The 15,012-nt window shown below is 39.0% G+C and carries 15 protein-coding genes; 7 read left to right on the top strand and 8 right to left on the bottom strand.

The window, feature by feature from the left end:
* Positions 1 to 504: 504 nt before the first annotated feature.
* The gene (locus MKY17_RS07690) at positions 505 to 1,491 is read left to right on the top strand and encodes a heme A synthase (protein WP_098371111.1); all 987 of its coding nucleotides are present in this window, start codon (positions 505 to 507) and stop codon (positions 1,489 to 1,491) included.
* 189 nt (positions 1,492 to 1,680) lie between these two features.
* Here MKY17_RS07690 and pyc read toward each other — a convergent pair whose 3' ends face one another.
* Together pyc and MKY17_RS07680 are read right to left on the bottom strand one after the other, a co-directional pair.
* The gene (gene pyc, locus MKY17_RS07685; protein WP_098371112.1) at positions 1,681 to 5,118 is read right to left on the bottom strand and encodes a pyruvate carboxylase; all 3,438 of its coding nucleotides are present in this window, start codon (positions 5,116 to 5,118) and stop codon (positions 1,681 to 1,683) included.
* A 634-nt stretch (positions 5,119 to 5,752) separates the two neighbouring features.
* Positions 5,753 to 6,034 carry a YlaN family protein gene (locus MKY17_RS07680; RefSeq protein WP_098371113.1) on the bottom strand — a complete coding sequence of 94 codons (282 nt, stop codon included), beginning with the start codon at positions 6,032 to 6,034 and terminating at the stop codon, positions 5,753 to 5,755.
* A gap of 221 nt (positions 6,035 to 6,255) precedes the next feature.
* Here MKY17_RS07680 and MKY17_RS07675 point away from each other — a divergent pair, with 221 nt between their 5' ends.
* Positions 6,256 to 6,759: a hypothetical protein gene (locus MKY17_RS07675; RefSeq protein ID WP_098371114.1), complete on the top strand. Its 504-nt coding sequence runs from the start codon at positions 6,256 to 6,258 to the stop codon at positions 6,757 to 6,759.
* Between the two features lie 64 nt (positions 6,760 to 6,823).
* On the opposite strand, the gene MKY17_RS07670 is transcribed toward MKY17_RS07675, so the two are convergent.
* A complete protein-coding gene (locus MKY17_RS07670) occupies positions 6,824 to 8,155 on the bottom strand; it encodes a PhoH family protein (RefSeq protein ID WP_098371115.1) in 1,332 nt (443 codons plus the stop codon).
* A 267-nt stretch (positions 8,156 to 8,422) separates the two neighbouring features.
* Here MKY17_RS07670 and MKY17_RS07665 point away from each other — a divergent pair, with 267 nt between their 5' ends.
* The 3 genes from MKY17_RS07665 to MKY17_RS07655 all read left to right on the top strand — a co-directional run bounded on the left by MKY17_RS07665 (position 8,423) and on the right by MKY17_RS07655 (position 9,797).
* Positions 8,423 to 9,022 (top strand): YhcN/YlaJ family sporulation lipoprotein, encoded by a 600-nt coding sequence (locus tag MKY17_RS07665; RefSeq protein ID WP_098371116.1) that lies wholly within the window; start codon positions 8,423 to 8,425, stop codon positions 9,020 to 9,022.
* A 159-nt stretch (positions 9,023 to 9,181) separates the two neighbouring features.
* Positions 9,182 to 9,382 (top strand): YlaI family protein, encoded by a 201-nt coding sequence (locus MKY17_RS07660; protein ID WP_072272690.1) that lies wholly within the window; start codon positions 9,182 to 9,184, stop codon positions 9,380 to 9,382.
* The gene (locus tag MKY17_RS07655; RefSeq protein ID WP_142323954.1) at positions 9,366 to 9,797 is read left to right on the top strand and encodes a hypothetical protein; all 432 of its coding nucleotides are present in this window, start codon (positions 9,366 to 9,368) and stop codon (positions 9,795 to 9,797) included. Before MKY17_RS07660 ends, MKY17_RS07655 begins: the two co-directional genes overlap by 17 nt.
* Before the next feature lie 38 nt (positions 9,798 to 9,835).
* Here the strand turns inward: MKY17_RS07655 and MKY17_RS07650 are convergent, their stop codons facing one another.
* Genes MKY17_RS07650 through typA form a run of 3 tightly spaced genes read right to left on the bottom strand, consistent with a single transcriptional unit; the run spans position 9,836 to position 12,303 of the window.
* A complete protein-coding gene (locus tag MKY17_RS07650; protein ID WP_311316533.1) occupies positions 9,836 to 10,123 on the bottom strand; it encodes a hypothetical protein in 288 nt (95 codons plus the stop codon).
* A 1-nt stretch (position 10,124) separates the two neighbouring features.
* Entirely contained in the window at positions 10,125 to 10,433 is a 309-nt protein-coding gene (locus MKY17_RS07645) for a YlaH-like family protein (protein ID WP_034314008.1), read from the bottom strand.
* Positions 10,434 to 10,455: 22 nt separating this feature from the next.
* The gene (gene typA / locus MKY17_RS07640) at positions 10,456 to 12,303 is read right to left on the bottom strand and encodes a translational GTPase TypA (RefSeq protein WP_098371118.1); all 1,848 of its coding nucleotides are present in this window, start codon (positions 12,301 to 12,303) and stop codon (positions 10,456 to 10,458) included.
* A 124-nt stretch (positions 12,304 to 12,427) separates the two neighbouring features.
* Between typA and MKY17_RS07635 the strand changes: the two genes are divergently transcribed.
* Complete coding sequence (locus MKY17_RS07635; protein WP_034314013.1) at positions 12,428 to 12,610, top strand: YlaF family protein; 183 nt, start codon at positions 12,428 to 12,430, stop codon at positions 12,608 to 12,610.
* Between the two features lie 111 nt (positions 12,611 to 12,721).
* Here MKY17_RS07635 and MKY17_RS07630 read toward each other — a convergent pair whose 3' ends face one another.
* The gene (locus MKY17_RS07630) at positions 12,722 to 13,525 is read right to left on the bottom strand and encodes an inositol monophosphatase family protein (RefSeq protein WP_098371119.1); all 804 of its coding nucleotides are present in this window, start codon (positions 13,523 to 13,525) and stop codon (positions 12,722 to 12,724) included.
* A gap of 408 nt (positions 13,526 to 13,933) precedes the next feature.
* Positions 13,934 to 14,131, bottom strand: a complete 198-nt coding sequence (locus MKY17_RS07625) for a hypothetical protein (protein WP_034314018.1) — start codon at positions 14,129 to 14,131, stop codon at positions 13,934 to 13,936.
* A 194-nt stretch (positions 14,132 to 14,325) separates the two neighbouring features.
* On the opposite strand from MKY17_RS07625, the gene MKY17_RS07620 reads away from it, so the two are divergent.
* Positions 14,326 to 14,946 carry a DUF1054 domain-containing protein gene (locus MKY17_RS07620; RefSeq protein ID WP_098371120.1) on the top strand — a complete coding sequence of 207 codons (621 nt, stop codon included), beginning with the start codon at positions 14,326 to 14,328 and terminating at the stop codon, positions 14,944 to 14,946.
* Positions 14,947 to 15,012 lie beyond the last annotated feature (66 nt).

Genomic DNA, 15,012 nt, shown 5'->3' with positions numbered 1-15,012 from the left:
CAAGGAAGCGTAAACAAAAAGTAAATTATTTACCAATGACCGTTGTCAATGGAATCCATCGAGAGCTTTCATTCTTAAATATCATGCTTAATAACAGTAAAATTTAGTAAAATCATTTCTTCAATATATTAAAACACATTTTTGGAAGCTTTTGTGAAAATTTTTCGGATATTTTTTGACCAATTTGTGTCTCAATAATTTACTTCTCTTGTATGCTGTTCATCAAGAACATGAATAATATGCTATTATCATCATCCCCTAGGCTCTATCCCTATTTTGCTCCTACTTGAAGATTTACACTCCCTTTATTTCTATCAAAGTCTTTAGTAACTTTCAACTATTTCAGGCATTTTAATTAATAGTTATAATATTAACTGAACTTGTAAAATCATTCTATTTTGTGTAATATCGAGGAAGTTCGACAAATATTATGAAAAACCTTATGCTATTATTAATTTTATGGAACAACCCTAATTTGCTACAGAGAAAAAGGTGGGGCTACTAGTGAAATCGTCTCTTAAATGGTTTGCTGTTTTAACAACGGTTGTAATGCTTTTCATCTTACTTGGTGGAGCTTTAGTCACGAAGACGGATTCCGGCATGGGATGCGGCAGGTCCTGGCCATTGTGCAATGGCCAATTGATCCCGGACAAAATCACGATTGAATTGGTCATTGAGCTTTCCCATCGACTCGTTTCAGGAGCTGGAGGTTTCCTTGTTTTAATATTATCGTATATGTCTTGGAAAAAAATCGGCCATATCCGTGAAGCACGTTTCTTATCCGTCCTTTCTTTTGGTTTTCTGTTACTACAAGGGTTGATCGGAGCCGCTGCCGTCATTTGGTCACAATCCGATTTCGTCCTTGCCCTTCATTTTGGCATATCGCTCATTTCCTTTGCTGCCGTCTTTTTACTGACACTGTTGATTTTTGAAGTGGATAAGAAATTCGAAGCAGAAAAACTTATCGTTGACAAACGAATGAAATTCCATATTATTGGCGTATTGATTTTTTGTCTGGTGGTCGTATATACAGGTGCTCTCGTAAGGCATACAGAATCCAGTCTTATCTGTAAGGATTGGCCTTTATGCGTAAATGACAGTCTTGCACTACCCTCCAACCTTTATGAATGGATTCAGATGGGGCACCGTGCAATGGCAGGCGCTATTTTTATTTGGGTATCATATGTGGCTTATATCGCAAAAAAACATTACAAAAATCAAAAAGTGTTATATGGCGGTTGGATTGCTGCATTCATTCTCGTATTTTTACAAGTTACCGCCGGTGCCTTTATCATTTTCTCAAGGCAAAACTTATATATCGCACTGACACACGCATTATTCATTGCCTGCTTTTTTGGTGTAATGAGCTATTTGATGCTATTGACATCAAGAAGCAAAAAAAATGCCCTCGCCAAGCAAAAAAGGAACTCCGCGCACTCTGTCAAAGGACAGGATGAACAGGATATAACGCCAACGGTACCCGCCCGTTAATGTCTGATTGTTCAATCAATAATATAATAAGATAAAACAAAACCACCATTCCCGGGAATGGTGGTTTTGTTTTATCTTATAGGGAAGTTCAATGACCGTACATTGCCTAAAAAGAGGGGATAGGGCAGCTTAAAACCTCAACCTACCCCCATATACCCCAAATCATTCACAAGGTCACAGTCAGCGATATTACTTAGTTATTTCAATCAATAAGTCTCCAGTACTGATCGCTTCTCCATCTTTTACATAAATATCCTTAATGGTCCCGGAGAATGGTGCTTGCACGGTCGTTTCCATTTTCATCGCTTCCGTAATGATCAGGTGATCACCCTGCTTGACCTGATCGCCTTTCTCGACCACTACACGAATAACCGTACCTGGCATTGTCGCACCAAGTTGTTCTTTATTTTTAGGGTCAGCTTTCATTTTTGATACAACGGAAGATTTAATGTTTTCATCCTTGATGATCACTTCACGTGATTGACCATTCAACTCAAAATACACAACCCGTGTTCCATCAGCCAATGGCTGACCGATTGAAACCAATTTTACGATGAGCGTTTTACCCTTTTCAATTTCAACTTCGATCTCTTCCCCTAGCCTCATACCATATAAGAAAGTTGCGGTATCGAGGTTGGAAACATCACCAAACAGCTCATTCGTTTTATTGTAGTCCAAGAATACTTTTGGATATAAGGCATATGCAAGCACATCGAAATCAGTGACTGCCCGTCCCAATTCCTTGAATAATTCTTCTTTAAGAGCTGCAAAATCCACTTCTTCCAATAATTCACCCGGTCTTACTGTTATAGGTTTCTTCCCTTTCAGGATAACTTCCTGAAGTTCTTTAGGGAATCCCCCAACTGGCTGACCTAGATAACCTTCGAATAACTCTATGACTGAATCAGGGAAATCGATGGATTTGCCTTTTGACAGAACATCTTCTTCAGACAGGTTATTTTGTACCATGAATAAAGCCATGTCCCCAACAACTTTGGATGAAGGTGTTACTTTAACGATATCGCCGAACATTACATTGACACGCTGGTACATTTCTTTAACTTCATGCCAGCGGTCCCCCAGCCCCACTGCTTTGGCTTGCTGCTGCAGATTGCTATATTGACCGCCTGGCATTTCGTGTTTGTAAACTTCGGTATGAGGTGCATTCATGCCGCTTTCGAAGTCATGATAGAATTTTCTGACCTCTCCCCAGTATTCTCCTAAACGCTCTAGTGAATCGACTTCCAATTTAGGCTGTCTGCTTGACCCCTCCAACGCATAATGAAGTGTTTGTACACTTGGCTGCGAAGTCAGTCCAGCTAAAGAACCAATCGCCGTATCAACGATATCCACACCAGCTTCGATCGCTTTCGAATACATGTAAATTCCATTCCCGCTTGTATCATGAGTATGCAGATGGATCGGAAGGGATGTCGTTTCTTTCAGTTCCGATACAAGGCGGTAAGCAGCATCAGGTTTCAAGAGGCCGGCCATATCCTTGATCGCTAAAATATGGGCACCGGCATGTTCTAGTTCCACGGCCATTTTTTTATAGTAGTCGATATTATACTTGCTGCGTGATGGATCATTCAAATCCCCGGTATAACAAATGGCCGCTTCCGCAATTTTGCCGGATTGACGGACTGCATCAATAGCCAATTCCATCCCTTTAACCCAGTTTAAACTGTCGAAGATACGGAAAACATCAATGCCTGCATCCGCTGATTTCTCTACGAATTCACGAATGACATTATCAGGGTAATTTTTATAACCAACTGCATTCGAAGCCCTTAAAAGCATTTGTAATAGGACATTAGGTGCTTTTTTCCTGAAACTTATCAGCCTATCCCAAGGATCTTCTTTCAAGAATCGATATGCGACATCGAAAGTTGCCCCACCCCACATTTCCATTGAAAATAAATCAGGAAGTAGTTTTGCTGTAGGCTCAGCGATATCAAGGATATCTTTCGACCTAATTCTCGTCGCCAGTAAAGATTGATGTGCATCGCGGAAAGTCGTATCGGTGATCAATACCTCTTTCTGTTCTTTGATCCAATTGACCAGACCCTCTGCACCTTGCTCTTCAAGTATATTTTTTGTACCCGAGATAAGCGGCAGGCCACCAACATTCGGAATTGGAGCTGGATCAAAAACAGGTTTTTTCTTTTTCTCGACTCCCGGGAATCCATTCACGGTCACATTTCCGATATATGAAAGCATTTTTGTCCCACGGTCTTTTCTAATTGGGAAGCTAAATAATTCCGGTGTTGAATCAATGAATGATGTATCATATTCCCCATTAATGAATTTTTCATGTTTTACAACATTTTCAAGGAAGGGGATATTTGTTTTAATACCACGAATCCTGAACTCCTTAAGGTTACGAACCATTTTGGAAGCTGCCTGTTCAAATGAAAGCGCATGAGTAGAAAGTTTAACGAGAAGGGAATCATAATATGGTGTGATGACCGCACCTTGGAATCCATTCCCAGCGTCCAGACGAACACCGAATCCCCCACCGGACCGGTAGACCATCATTTTCCCGGTATCAGGCATGAAATTATTCAATGGGTCCTCAGTCGTCACCCGTGATTGAATCGCATATCCATGTGTTTTGATTCCTGACTGTTCGGGAATCCCGATCTTTTTGCCATGGAGTTCATGCCCTTCTGCTACCATGATTTGGGATTGAACGATATCAATGCCCGTAATCATTTCAGTAATGGTATGCTCAACCTGAACCCGTGGATTGACTTCAATAAAGTAAAATTCGCCATTTGCGACAAGGAATTCGACCGTACCAGCGTTTACATAATCAATATTTTTTGCCAACTTGACGGCTGCTTCACAAATCCTTTCCCTTAAATCCTCGGAAAGGGAAACGGAAGGTGCCACTTCCACAACTTTTTGATGCCTTCTCTGAACGGAACAGTCACGTTCATATAAATGGACGATATTCCCATGAGTATCAGCCAAAATCTGAACTTCGATATGCTTCGGATTTTGTATGAATCTCTCTACATAGACTTCATCATTACCAAAAGCTGCTTTAGCTTCTGATTTTGCGCGATCATAAGCCTCTTCAACTTCTTCGATTTTTTCGACAATCCGCATTCCGCGTCCGCCGCCGCCTAAAGAGGCTTTTATGATAATTGGAAAACCGTATTGTTTACCAAATTCCTTTACTTCTTCAACACTGGTCACCGGTCCATCGCTACCAGGGATAACCGGAATATCAGCCAGTTCAGCTTGTGTTCTGGCTTTTACTTTGTCACCAAACATATCTAGGTGTCTTGATTCTGGTCCGATGAAGATTATGCCTTCTTCCTCACAACGTTTCGCAAATTCAATATTTTCTGAAAGGAAACCATAACCGGGATGAATCGCATCGACACCGCTCATTTTAGCGATCGCAATTATGCCTTCAATATCCAGGTATGCATCAATCGGCTTTTTGCCTTCCCCAACCAAATATGCCTCATCCGCTTTATATCGGTGATAAGAACCATAATCCTCCTTTGAATAGATTGCAACTGTGTGAATGTCTAATTCCGTACATGCCCGAAAAATCCGTATCGCTATTTCTCCACGATTTGCCGCAAGTACTTTTTCTATACGTTTCCCCATTGCTACCACCCTAATCAATATGTATTTTTATTGAATATATAGAAAAAAAGCGTGAAAGACTTTCACCACTCTTTATTCAAGAATTTATTTCCCAACTAAGGAGACCATTCTGATCAAGCTCATTTTATTGCGGATGTAATTATTTCGATATATTTTATATTTTCGTTTTTTACATCCGATAGAGACTAAAAAGAGCTCTGCACCAATAGCAAATGAAAATTTAGCTATAATAATATATTATCAATTTGATTTAACATTCAATTAATATAACCATAATACTAAAATTAACTGAATACAATAAAAAAATAAAAAATTACATATATTCGTATATAAAAACAAGGAATTAGCTCTGCCTTTCCGACTTACTATCCCATTGTTAATCAAAGGCATTCGATTGGAAAATCCCACATATTTAATGATTGATAGAGAAATTTGAAATGTGAAGATAACCATTGAACATTTCAACGAAAATTCAAAAAATAAAAAAAACAAAAAATAAAAAACACAATAGTGCTTCTACGGATTAATTAGTATGTCACTTTTGAATATAGTATAACACTATTAATTAATTATGTATATAAATAAAAAACTCAAACAATCATCGAGATTTGTTTGAGTTAGTATGTTTTATCTATTATTTTTTTAATGATGCTTCATGCAAAACTGACAATTCCTGTTCAAGGGCCTCCAAAAGGGATTTACCCTCGGTTTCCTCTACCAAACCTAATCGTACGGCAAAATCAATTTCTCGTGATAGGCCGAACATTTGTGTATCAAGTACCTCTTCATATAAAGGACATTGAGGCATAGTGAGATTTTCCATTTGAACTTTTATCAGTTTTAGAATCTTGTCAGCATCTGCTTTTAATAAAGCATAAGCTTTTTCTCGATGATTGACAAGCATATCAGATGCCATGTTAAATCCCCCCGCTCAGAGCGATTAAATCTTATCTCTAAATTCTACCTTTAGTTTTGTGAAAAAGCAAGGACATTGACAAACAATTTGCCATTGGGATATCACTGCCACCTCTCAAATGAATATATCCAGCCATGGAAATTGTTCACCATCGTGTAGATGTGACATTTCAATTATAATTGATTATAATCATTAAAGAGCAACAGAAAGGAATGAGATATTTGGAACCTATCGTATTTATAAATGGAAAAGTGAAATATCCAATTACGCTAGATCCTGGAGTATGGATTTTTGATGACCGTAAAGTTGAAATCGATACATATTTCCACGCTGAAAGAGTCCAAGTCAATGAATTAGAAGAATATACGATTGCCGCCTCCAAACATTGGCAAAAAGAAATACAGGAAGGCGCAATAATGCCACCCACAATAAAAACGGAACGAAAGTTTGAGAAGCAAAGATTGCTGGAAGGGACTTTCGGCATCCCTTTTGAACCTTTTTTAAAAAATGCCGAACCTGAAAATGGGGTAACTGAAGTCATCGTTACAACCGATAATGAGGAGCTTACATTCCCGTTGGAAACGGCACTTGAATTTTTCCTGGGCTTTTCCAAGGATGGAAAGCCGCTTAAAATATCTGATGGCGGCCCTATGGAAATTTATTTCGGAGACGCTTCCAACATCAATGATCCGATAAAAAATGTACGGTCTTTCACTGTTAAATAAGACTTAGTCCATTCTTACCGAAATCTTTAGAGCAATCGGCAAGGGACATCCCTTGCCGATTGGATTATAAAAGCGTAGCTGCGAGTTGGGCCAATCCAGATCTTTCCCCTTTTATCAATTTAACATGGCCGGCAATGCGCTCTGTCTTGAATTTTTCCACCACATAGGTCAAACCATTATTATATTCATCTAAATAAGGATGATCTATTTGCTCCGGATCCCCCATTAATACAATTTTGCTTCGCTCCCCGACTCTCGTCAAGATGGTCTTGACCTCATGTTTTGTTAAGTTCTGCGCTTCATCGATGATGATGAACTGATCCGGGATGCTCCTTCCCCTGATATAGGTCAGGGCTTCCACTTCAATCGAACTCATGCCAGCTAGAATGGCATCCAATTCCCCAGGTTTTTTCGTATTGAATAAAAATTGGAGATTATCGAAAATAGGCTGCATCCAAGGTCTTAATTTTTCTTCTTTTTCCCCTGGCAGATAACCAATATCTTTACCAACAGGAACAATTGGCCTGGCAACCAGAAGTTTCTTATATTGTGACAAATCTTCAGTTTGCATCAATCCTGTAGCCAATGCCAATAAAGTCTTGCCTGTCCCCGCCTTACCAATGAGCGTCACAAGCTGGATATCCGAACGAAGCAATAAATCAAGGGCCATCGTCTGCTGGACATTTCTCGGTTTAATTCCCCAAATATGTTCCCCTTCATACATCAATTTCTTGACTAGCCTGCAGTTCTCATCCACTATCCCAATCGCAGAAGCTGAACTCCCCAGCGTGTCCTTCATCAACAGGAATTGATTTGGGTAATATGAATCTTTTGTCAGTTCCTCCAGTGCCAGAAAACTTTTTTCATAAAACTTATTCAGATTATCAATCGATACAAACACTTCTTTGTGCCCAGCGTATATATGGTCCAGTTCTACGACACGATCATTTAAAAAGTCCTCTGCCTCAAGTCCGATGGCATCGGCTTTAACCCTGACGAGAGTATCTTTGCTTACCAAAATGACCGTTTTTCCATCTTCCTTCGTCTCTTCTTCCAAAGATAAATTTTTCGCGACTGCCAATATCCTGTTATCATTCGTTTTCTCCACAAAAATTTCCTGAAGCTTATGAAATGAACGGTGGTTGAGTTCAATCCTTATGCTGCCTCCATTATGAAGCGGAATGCTCTGATGAAGCTTCCCTTTTTCACGAAAGCTATCGATCAATTTCGATACTTGCCTGGCATTCCTTCCGATTTCATCCATATACCGTTTTTTCGAATCCAATTCTTCTAATACGACTGCCGGAATGACAACTTCATTATCTTCGAATGAATAAATCGAGTACGGATCCTGCAACAGGACATTCGTATCTAAAACATAGATTTTTTTCCCCAATATGACGCCTCCTGCCTGCTCTTTAGGATATGCCTTACCATTTACTACACTCAGAAGTTATGTAGCGGACGAGACTGTTGATAAAATATATGTTCATTTGCATAAAGATAGAAGAACATTTACAGACTATAAAGAAAACTTCCAGCAAAAAATGCTATCCCCAACATTGAAGACAACATGTTTGGCTGCATTTTATACTTACATGAATCAGACTTGGGCAATGGTGGACAGGCTGGAACCAACAAAAAACATTAAGGAGGTTGCACTTTGCAAAAATTCATATTGTCGCTCGCTGCTGTTCTGTTGATGACAGGTTGCTCAATGAATAATAAAAATGAAGTGTCTGAAAATAATGCGAAAAACAATTTAACGAAAGTCAATAACTCGACCATTAAGGAAGCAGACAGAAATACAGGTCAGCAAACAGCGGAAAGACTCACAGGTTTGGCTAAATCCATTCCTGAGGTGAACGATGCCACCGCAGTCGTACTTGGCAAATATGCCATCGTCGGAATAGATATCGACCAAGATATTGAGCGTTCACAGGTCGGAACGATAAAGTACTCAGTTGGAGAAACTTTAAAACATGATCCTGAAGGTGCAAATGCCCTCATCGTCGCTGACCCGGATATAAATGAGCGGATCAGGGAGGTGGCCAGAGACATTAAAGACGGTAAACCGGTAACCGGGATACTAAATGAACTGGCTGACATCACAAGTCGGGTCATTCCTGAGGTTCCTGGTGATATTTTAACCCCAACGCCGTCCAAGAACATTGAAAAGGAAAAAAATAAACTTGATGATGAAACGGAAAGAAAAGAACTCGATAAAGAGCAAAATGACCAATCCAATCACTTTAAAGAATGAATATTCCTAACCCGAAGTCAATCTTCGGGTTTTTGCCTTTATCCGCCATGAACCAACTTACGTTAACGTTCATATGTTAGTTTCACTTTATCCTCGTTTTACCATAAAAATATTGGTATACTTAAAAGCATATTCAAATTGAAGTGAGGTTCAACTAATATGAAGGTTAAATGTGTAATATGCGATCAAATTGAATCTATACCTGATGATAGCCCAGAAGCTAAGAAACTTCGCAACCGCCCTATACATACCTATATGTGCAATACATGCAACCAACGCATAGAAGAGCGTACGAACGAACGGATTGCAACCGGAAACTTCCGTCTTTACCGGACTATCAAAAATGAAGATGAATGGTAGAATAAATTATAAAGTTTCCCTGATTGGTCTCACCAATGGAATTCTGCTTGGATTGATAATGAAGTGGGTCGAAATGTTTTCCGGTAAACAAGTTTATAAGCTCCTATTGAATGTGGATTTCCTTCCTTTAATCGGAGCTGTTTCCTGGACCGAGGCAACATTGTTCTTTTTCCATCTCCTTTTCTCACTGGCAATTACGTTCAGTTACGTTTATATTCTTCGTCCTTTAAAGATTTTCAGGAATTGGAACAAATACACACTTGCATTTTTCACGATCATTCCAGCAATCATGCTTTACTTCCCATTATCGGCGCTGTCGAAAACAGAAGCTGTCCTTCCTTCTGATTTGACAGCTTTCTTTTTGTGGACAATCTTACATCTTTTTTACGGACTTTTCCTCCCCAAAGCAATATAAAAAAGAACCGTGCGTATATCGCACGGTTCTTTTTATCATTACTCGATATTTTTATACTTATCTGGCTCTAACTGTATTTGGTCTAACATGATATCAATCAATTCAATCGGATAACGTTGCTTTTTCATTTCGTCCCCCAAAAGATATTCGACGAAATAAAAAGGTTCTGTTTTTGAAACCGAATCGATTATCACCTGATGATCATCTTTCAGCATCTGCATGAAAAACATTTCTGTATCACGTGCTGCTGTATCATCAGGCCTTGCATCACAGACAACTTTGATCGTCAACCAATTGTATAAAGCATCCTGTAATGATTTCATCATCTTAAGCCTGTTCTTCTTTTCTCGAATTATGAAGACGGATTCGATAAATCCCCAGAACAAGCGAAGCGATGACTAATGCTTCCCCCATAGGAAGAAACACAGCAAAGAAAGAAAGAAGGGTACATCCAAGTGCCATTACCACATAAATGACCACATTTTTTAGCAAAGGTAACTTTTTGGCAAAACCTAACTGATAGACTAGGATGCATAATCCAAAGACCGTCAAATATAAATACCACATTCCCGCTTCAGGATTTTCATCCACTCTGTACAATGCTGCAAAAAATGATAATCGCTCTTGGATATCCAATCTTTTCTCCTCCTCTTGCTATTTATTTTTCTTCAACAGCAACTTTTTTTCTTTTAGCTGCTCTTTCACGTTCGTTTTTATCAAGAATTTTTTTACGAAGACGGATTGAGTCCGGAGTTACTTCACAGTACTCGTCATCGTTCAAATATTCTAGAGCTTCTTCAAGTGACATGATTCTTGGTTTTTTCATGGAAGAAGTTTGGTCTTTATTTGCTGAACGCATATTTGTCATTTGTTTCGCTTTAACGATATTGACAGTCAAATCGCTATCACGGTTATGTTCCCCGACGATCATGCCTTCATAAATATCCGTACCTGGCTCAACGAAAATAACCCCGCGGTCTTCTACTTGCATAATACCATATTGTGTAGTTTTTCCTGATTCCATGGAAACAAGAACACCTTGACGTCTTCCGCCGACTTGACCTTGTGCCATTGGTTGATAGCTGTCAAATGAGTGGTTCATGATACCATATCCACGTGTAATCGTTAAGAACTCAGTTGAATATCCAATAAGTCCGCGAGCTGGAATCGTGAACAGTAAACGAACTTGACCGCTTCCGCTATTGATCATATCCAATAATTCACCTTTACGGGCTCCCATTGATTCCATGATCGAACCAGTGTGCTCCTCAGGTACGTCGATTTGTACACGTTCAACTGGCTCACAACGGACACCATCAATCAAACGAACGATAACTTCCGGTTTAGAAACTTGCAGTTCATAACCTTCACGTCTCATGTTTTCGATCAGGATGGAAAGGTGAAGCTCACCACGGCCTGAAACAATCCAGACATCCGGAGAATCAGTATTTTCGACTCTTAAGCTGACATCCGTCTGTAATTGGCTTCTCAAACGCTCTTCGATTTTACGAGCTGTAACGAATTTACCTTCACGGCCTGCGAATGGGCTGTTATTTACAAGGAAAGTCATTTGTAATGTTGGCTCATCAATACGCAGGATAGGTAGAGCTTCAGGGTGTTCGGTCGGACAAACCGTTTCCCCTACGTTAATATCCTCCATACCAGAAACGGCAATTAAATCACCGGCAACTGCTTCTTGGATTTCAACTTTCTTCAAGCCAATATAACCAAAGATTTTCGTTACACGGAATTGTTTAACCTTTCCATCAAGTTTCATTAATGAAACTTGTTGACCTACATGCATTTTACCGCGGAATACACGGCCAACCCCAATACGTCCTACGTAATCATTATAGTCAAGTAAAGCCACTTGGAATTGAAGCGGTTCATCTGAGTTATCAATTGGTGCTGGGATCGTTTCGACGATTGTTTCGAAAAGTGGGGTCATGTCTTTTTCTTGTTTAGTAGGATCTGAATCCAAGCTTGCAGTACCAGCAATACCTGAAGTGAAGACTACTGGGAATTCTAACTGTTCTTCTTCAGCTCCTAGTTCGATGAATAAGTCAATTACTTCATCTACCACTTCATTTGGACGTGCAGAATCTTTATCGATTTTGTTCACGACAACGATTGGTGTAATCTTTTGTTCCAATGCTTTTTTCAACACGAAGCGAGTTTGCGGCATACAGCCTTCATATGCATCAACAACAAGAAGAACGCCATCAACCATTTTCATGATCCGTTCCACTTCACCACCAAAGTCGGCATGACCCGGTGTATCCAAAATATTGATTCTTGTATCTTGGTATTGAACTGCTGTATTTTTCGCAAGAATCGTGATTCCGCGTTCTTTTTCAATCGCATTAGAATCCATCGCACGTTCTTCCACATGTTCATTTTCACGGAAAGTACCAGATTGCTTAAGCAACTGATCCACTAACGTCGTTTTACCATGGTCAACGTGGGCAATGATGGCTATATTACGAATATTTTCTCTTAATTTCAAAAAATTCACTCCTAAAAAAGTTTGTGTATAACGTATCACTAGTATTAGCTTACATATTATATCACAAACATACTAGAAACAAATACAGAAATTATGTACAATAGATATATTAGGGGTGATATTAATGAACATTAAATGGAATTTCTTAATATTAGCGGTATTGGCAACATCCAGCATTGGCTCCATTGGCATCTTCATTGCTGAGAAGAGCTTGATTGGAATATTAGCTGCAATCGTCATTCTTTGCGGAATCATGGGGTTCGGTTTCACTCAGAAGAAGAAATTGCGTGAAGCCGGGAAGTTATAATATAAAAAACTCGCTGACAGACAGCGAGTTTTTTTTTGTTAATTATTTCATAACGAACATTTAAATCCATACGTCCCAAACTTTGGTACTGCCTTCAATTAGGCCTTGATACTAATGACTGGAATTTCCTGATAAGTATTTATCGAATACTTCTTTATGGAGCCCTGGTTTAGATACGAAAAGTGAGTCACCTTTTAAGAAATCCAATTTGTCACCTTTAATATTACTAACTTCCCCGCCCACTTCCTCAACCAGTAAAACTCCTCCGGCAAAGTCCCAAGGCATGAGTCTCATGGTTATGTATGCATCAATCCTTCCAGCTGCTACGAAAGCCAGCTCCAATGCTGCGGAGCCATAAGAACGTGTCCCTCTTGCATCCCGAACTAGCGGTGCCAAAAGATTCGGATCGATTCTTCGGTTTTCCGTTACCCAGCTTGCATTAATGGAAATTATCGCTTTGCTTACTGATGCCTCTTCAAGAGATGGCAGCCTTTGATCATTCAGAAATGCTCCTTGCCCCTTAATCGCATGATATAATTCATCACTAAAGACATCATAAACCATGCCGATTTTTCCGATGCCATCCACATAAACCCCAAGGGAAATTGCAAAATTCCTCTGTTGATGAATGAAATTCAACGTTCCATCAATTGGATCGATGATCCACACAGTACCTTTTAGGTCTTTAATATCATTGCCCATTCCCTCTTCCCCGAATATGCGGTGTTCAGGGAAAACTTCGTTGATTTTTTCGCAAAAAAACTTTTCTATCCCCTTATCCATATTAGTAACCAAATCATTCGGATTCGTTTTCATTTCAATATTCAACTTGGTTTTAAAGGACGCCCTTAGCCTAGTACCCGCTTCTTTCATCCATAACTTCGCATATGTATCCATTTCCTTGACCGATGCCATTATAATATCCCCGTCCTTTGTGATCAGAAACTACATTAAAATGATCCTTTTCTAAAGATTAAAGCAAATATAGCTTGCCTTCAAGTTTTTAACATCTTAAATTTTCCATTTTTTTAACATGAGGAAAGAAGATTCCTTGACCACCTATCCATTAATCGGTTTTCGCAATTATGAGCTAGCCAGCACAAATACTTTCAAGCCACTTTGAATTTACGTTTCCCTTCCTTATTAAAGGGACCTGGACTAAATAAAATACTACCTTATTTATTATATTGGACATTTAATGAAAAACGGACACATTATTTTTTAATAAAATAAAGTGTCCGCTCATCTATAATAAAATTCCTTGTATTGAAATTGATTCATTTCCTTTATTCATTCTCCTTCAAGATCTCTGCAGCCAATCAGTTACAAGGCTTTCAGTTTCAACAATTCCAAGCGGATGCGTTCTAGCCTTTGCTTGCATTGTGACCTCTTTTGGTCATTTTCTTCACCGATTGCTTCAAAAAGGGTTGCTAATTCATAGTCCATTTCCATCCTTAACACTGCAGCTCTATGTCTTTCAACTTCTTTAGCTTTTAATGCTTGGTTCATGACTTGTTTCATAATTAACATTCTCCCTTCATCAATTAACGTAATTTTCTGAATTTATTTTATCATATGACTTCCTACCTCAAATAGCAACTAATTTGTGCTATAACCTATAAGGAATTTTACATGCCAACCCAAATCGTATTTTTTTATATATTACTTTTACTTATGCTACAATATGTGCAGATATTACGGTAGGAGAGATGAAAATGAATATAGCAAGTTTTACAGCAGATGATTTTGATGTTTTTAAAATTGATGGATTGGAACCGCGCATGGATGCTTTAAAAGAACGGATCCAGCCCAAATTACAAGCACTTGGAGAGCACTTTTCTCAAAAACTGTCAGTTATGACCGGCGATGAAATGCACCCTCATGTTGCAAAGCATGCTAGACGGTCAGTGAATCCTCCTAAAGATACTTGGGTTGCTTTCGCTGCCAATAGCAGAGGTTATAAAATGATGCCGCATTTCCAAATCGGGTTATGGGAAACGCATATGTTCATCTGGTATGCCGTGATTTATGAAGCCCCTAATAAAACTGAAATCGGAAAGAAACTGGAGCAGCAGGCAGGCCGATTAGTCAATAGCATTCCCTCCCATTATGTTTGGTCAATTGACCATACAAAACCTGATGTCATCAATCATGATGGTCTTGGAGTAGATGATTTGAATTCAATGTTCACTCGTTTGCAAACTGTAAAAAAAGCCGAAATCCTTTGCGGTATAAAAATTTCCCGTGATGACGCTATTAAGTTAAAAGATGATGATTTCATTCAAACCATTCAAGATGCGTTTGAACATCTTTTACCCTTATATCAATTAAATTAAACACAGTTGCTTCGTATTCGGATTGAATATCGGGTGCCTTCAATTATTAAACTGGTTAAGAAAAAA

This window comes from Peribacillus sp. FSL P2-0133, from assembly GCF_037975445.1.
GTDB lineage: Bacteria > Bacillota > Bacilli > Bacillales > DSM-1321 > Peribacillus > Peribacillus simplex_E.
Note: the sequence above shows the minus strand (reverse complement) of the source record. Positions and strands in the feature narration are given on the sequence as shown.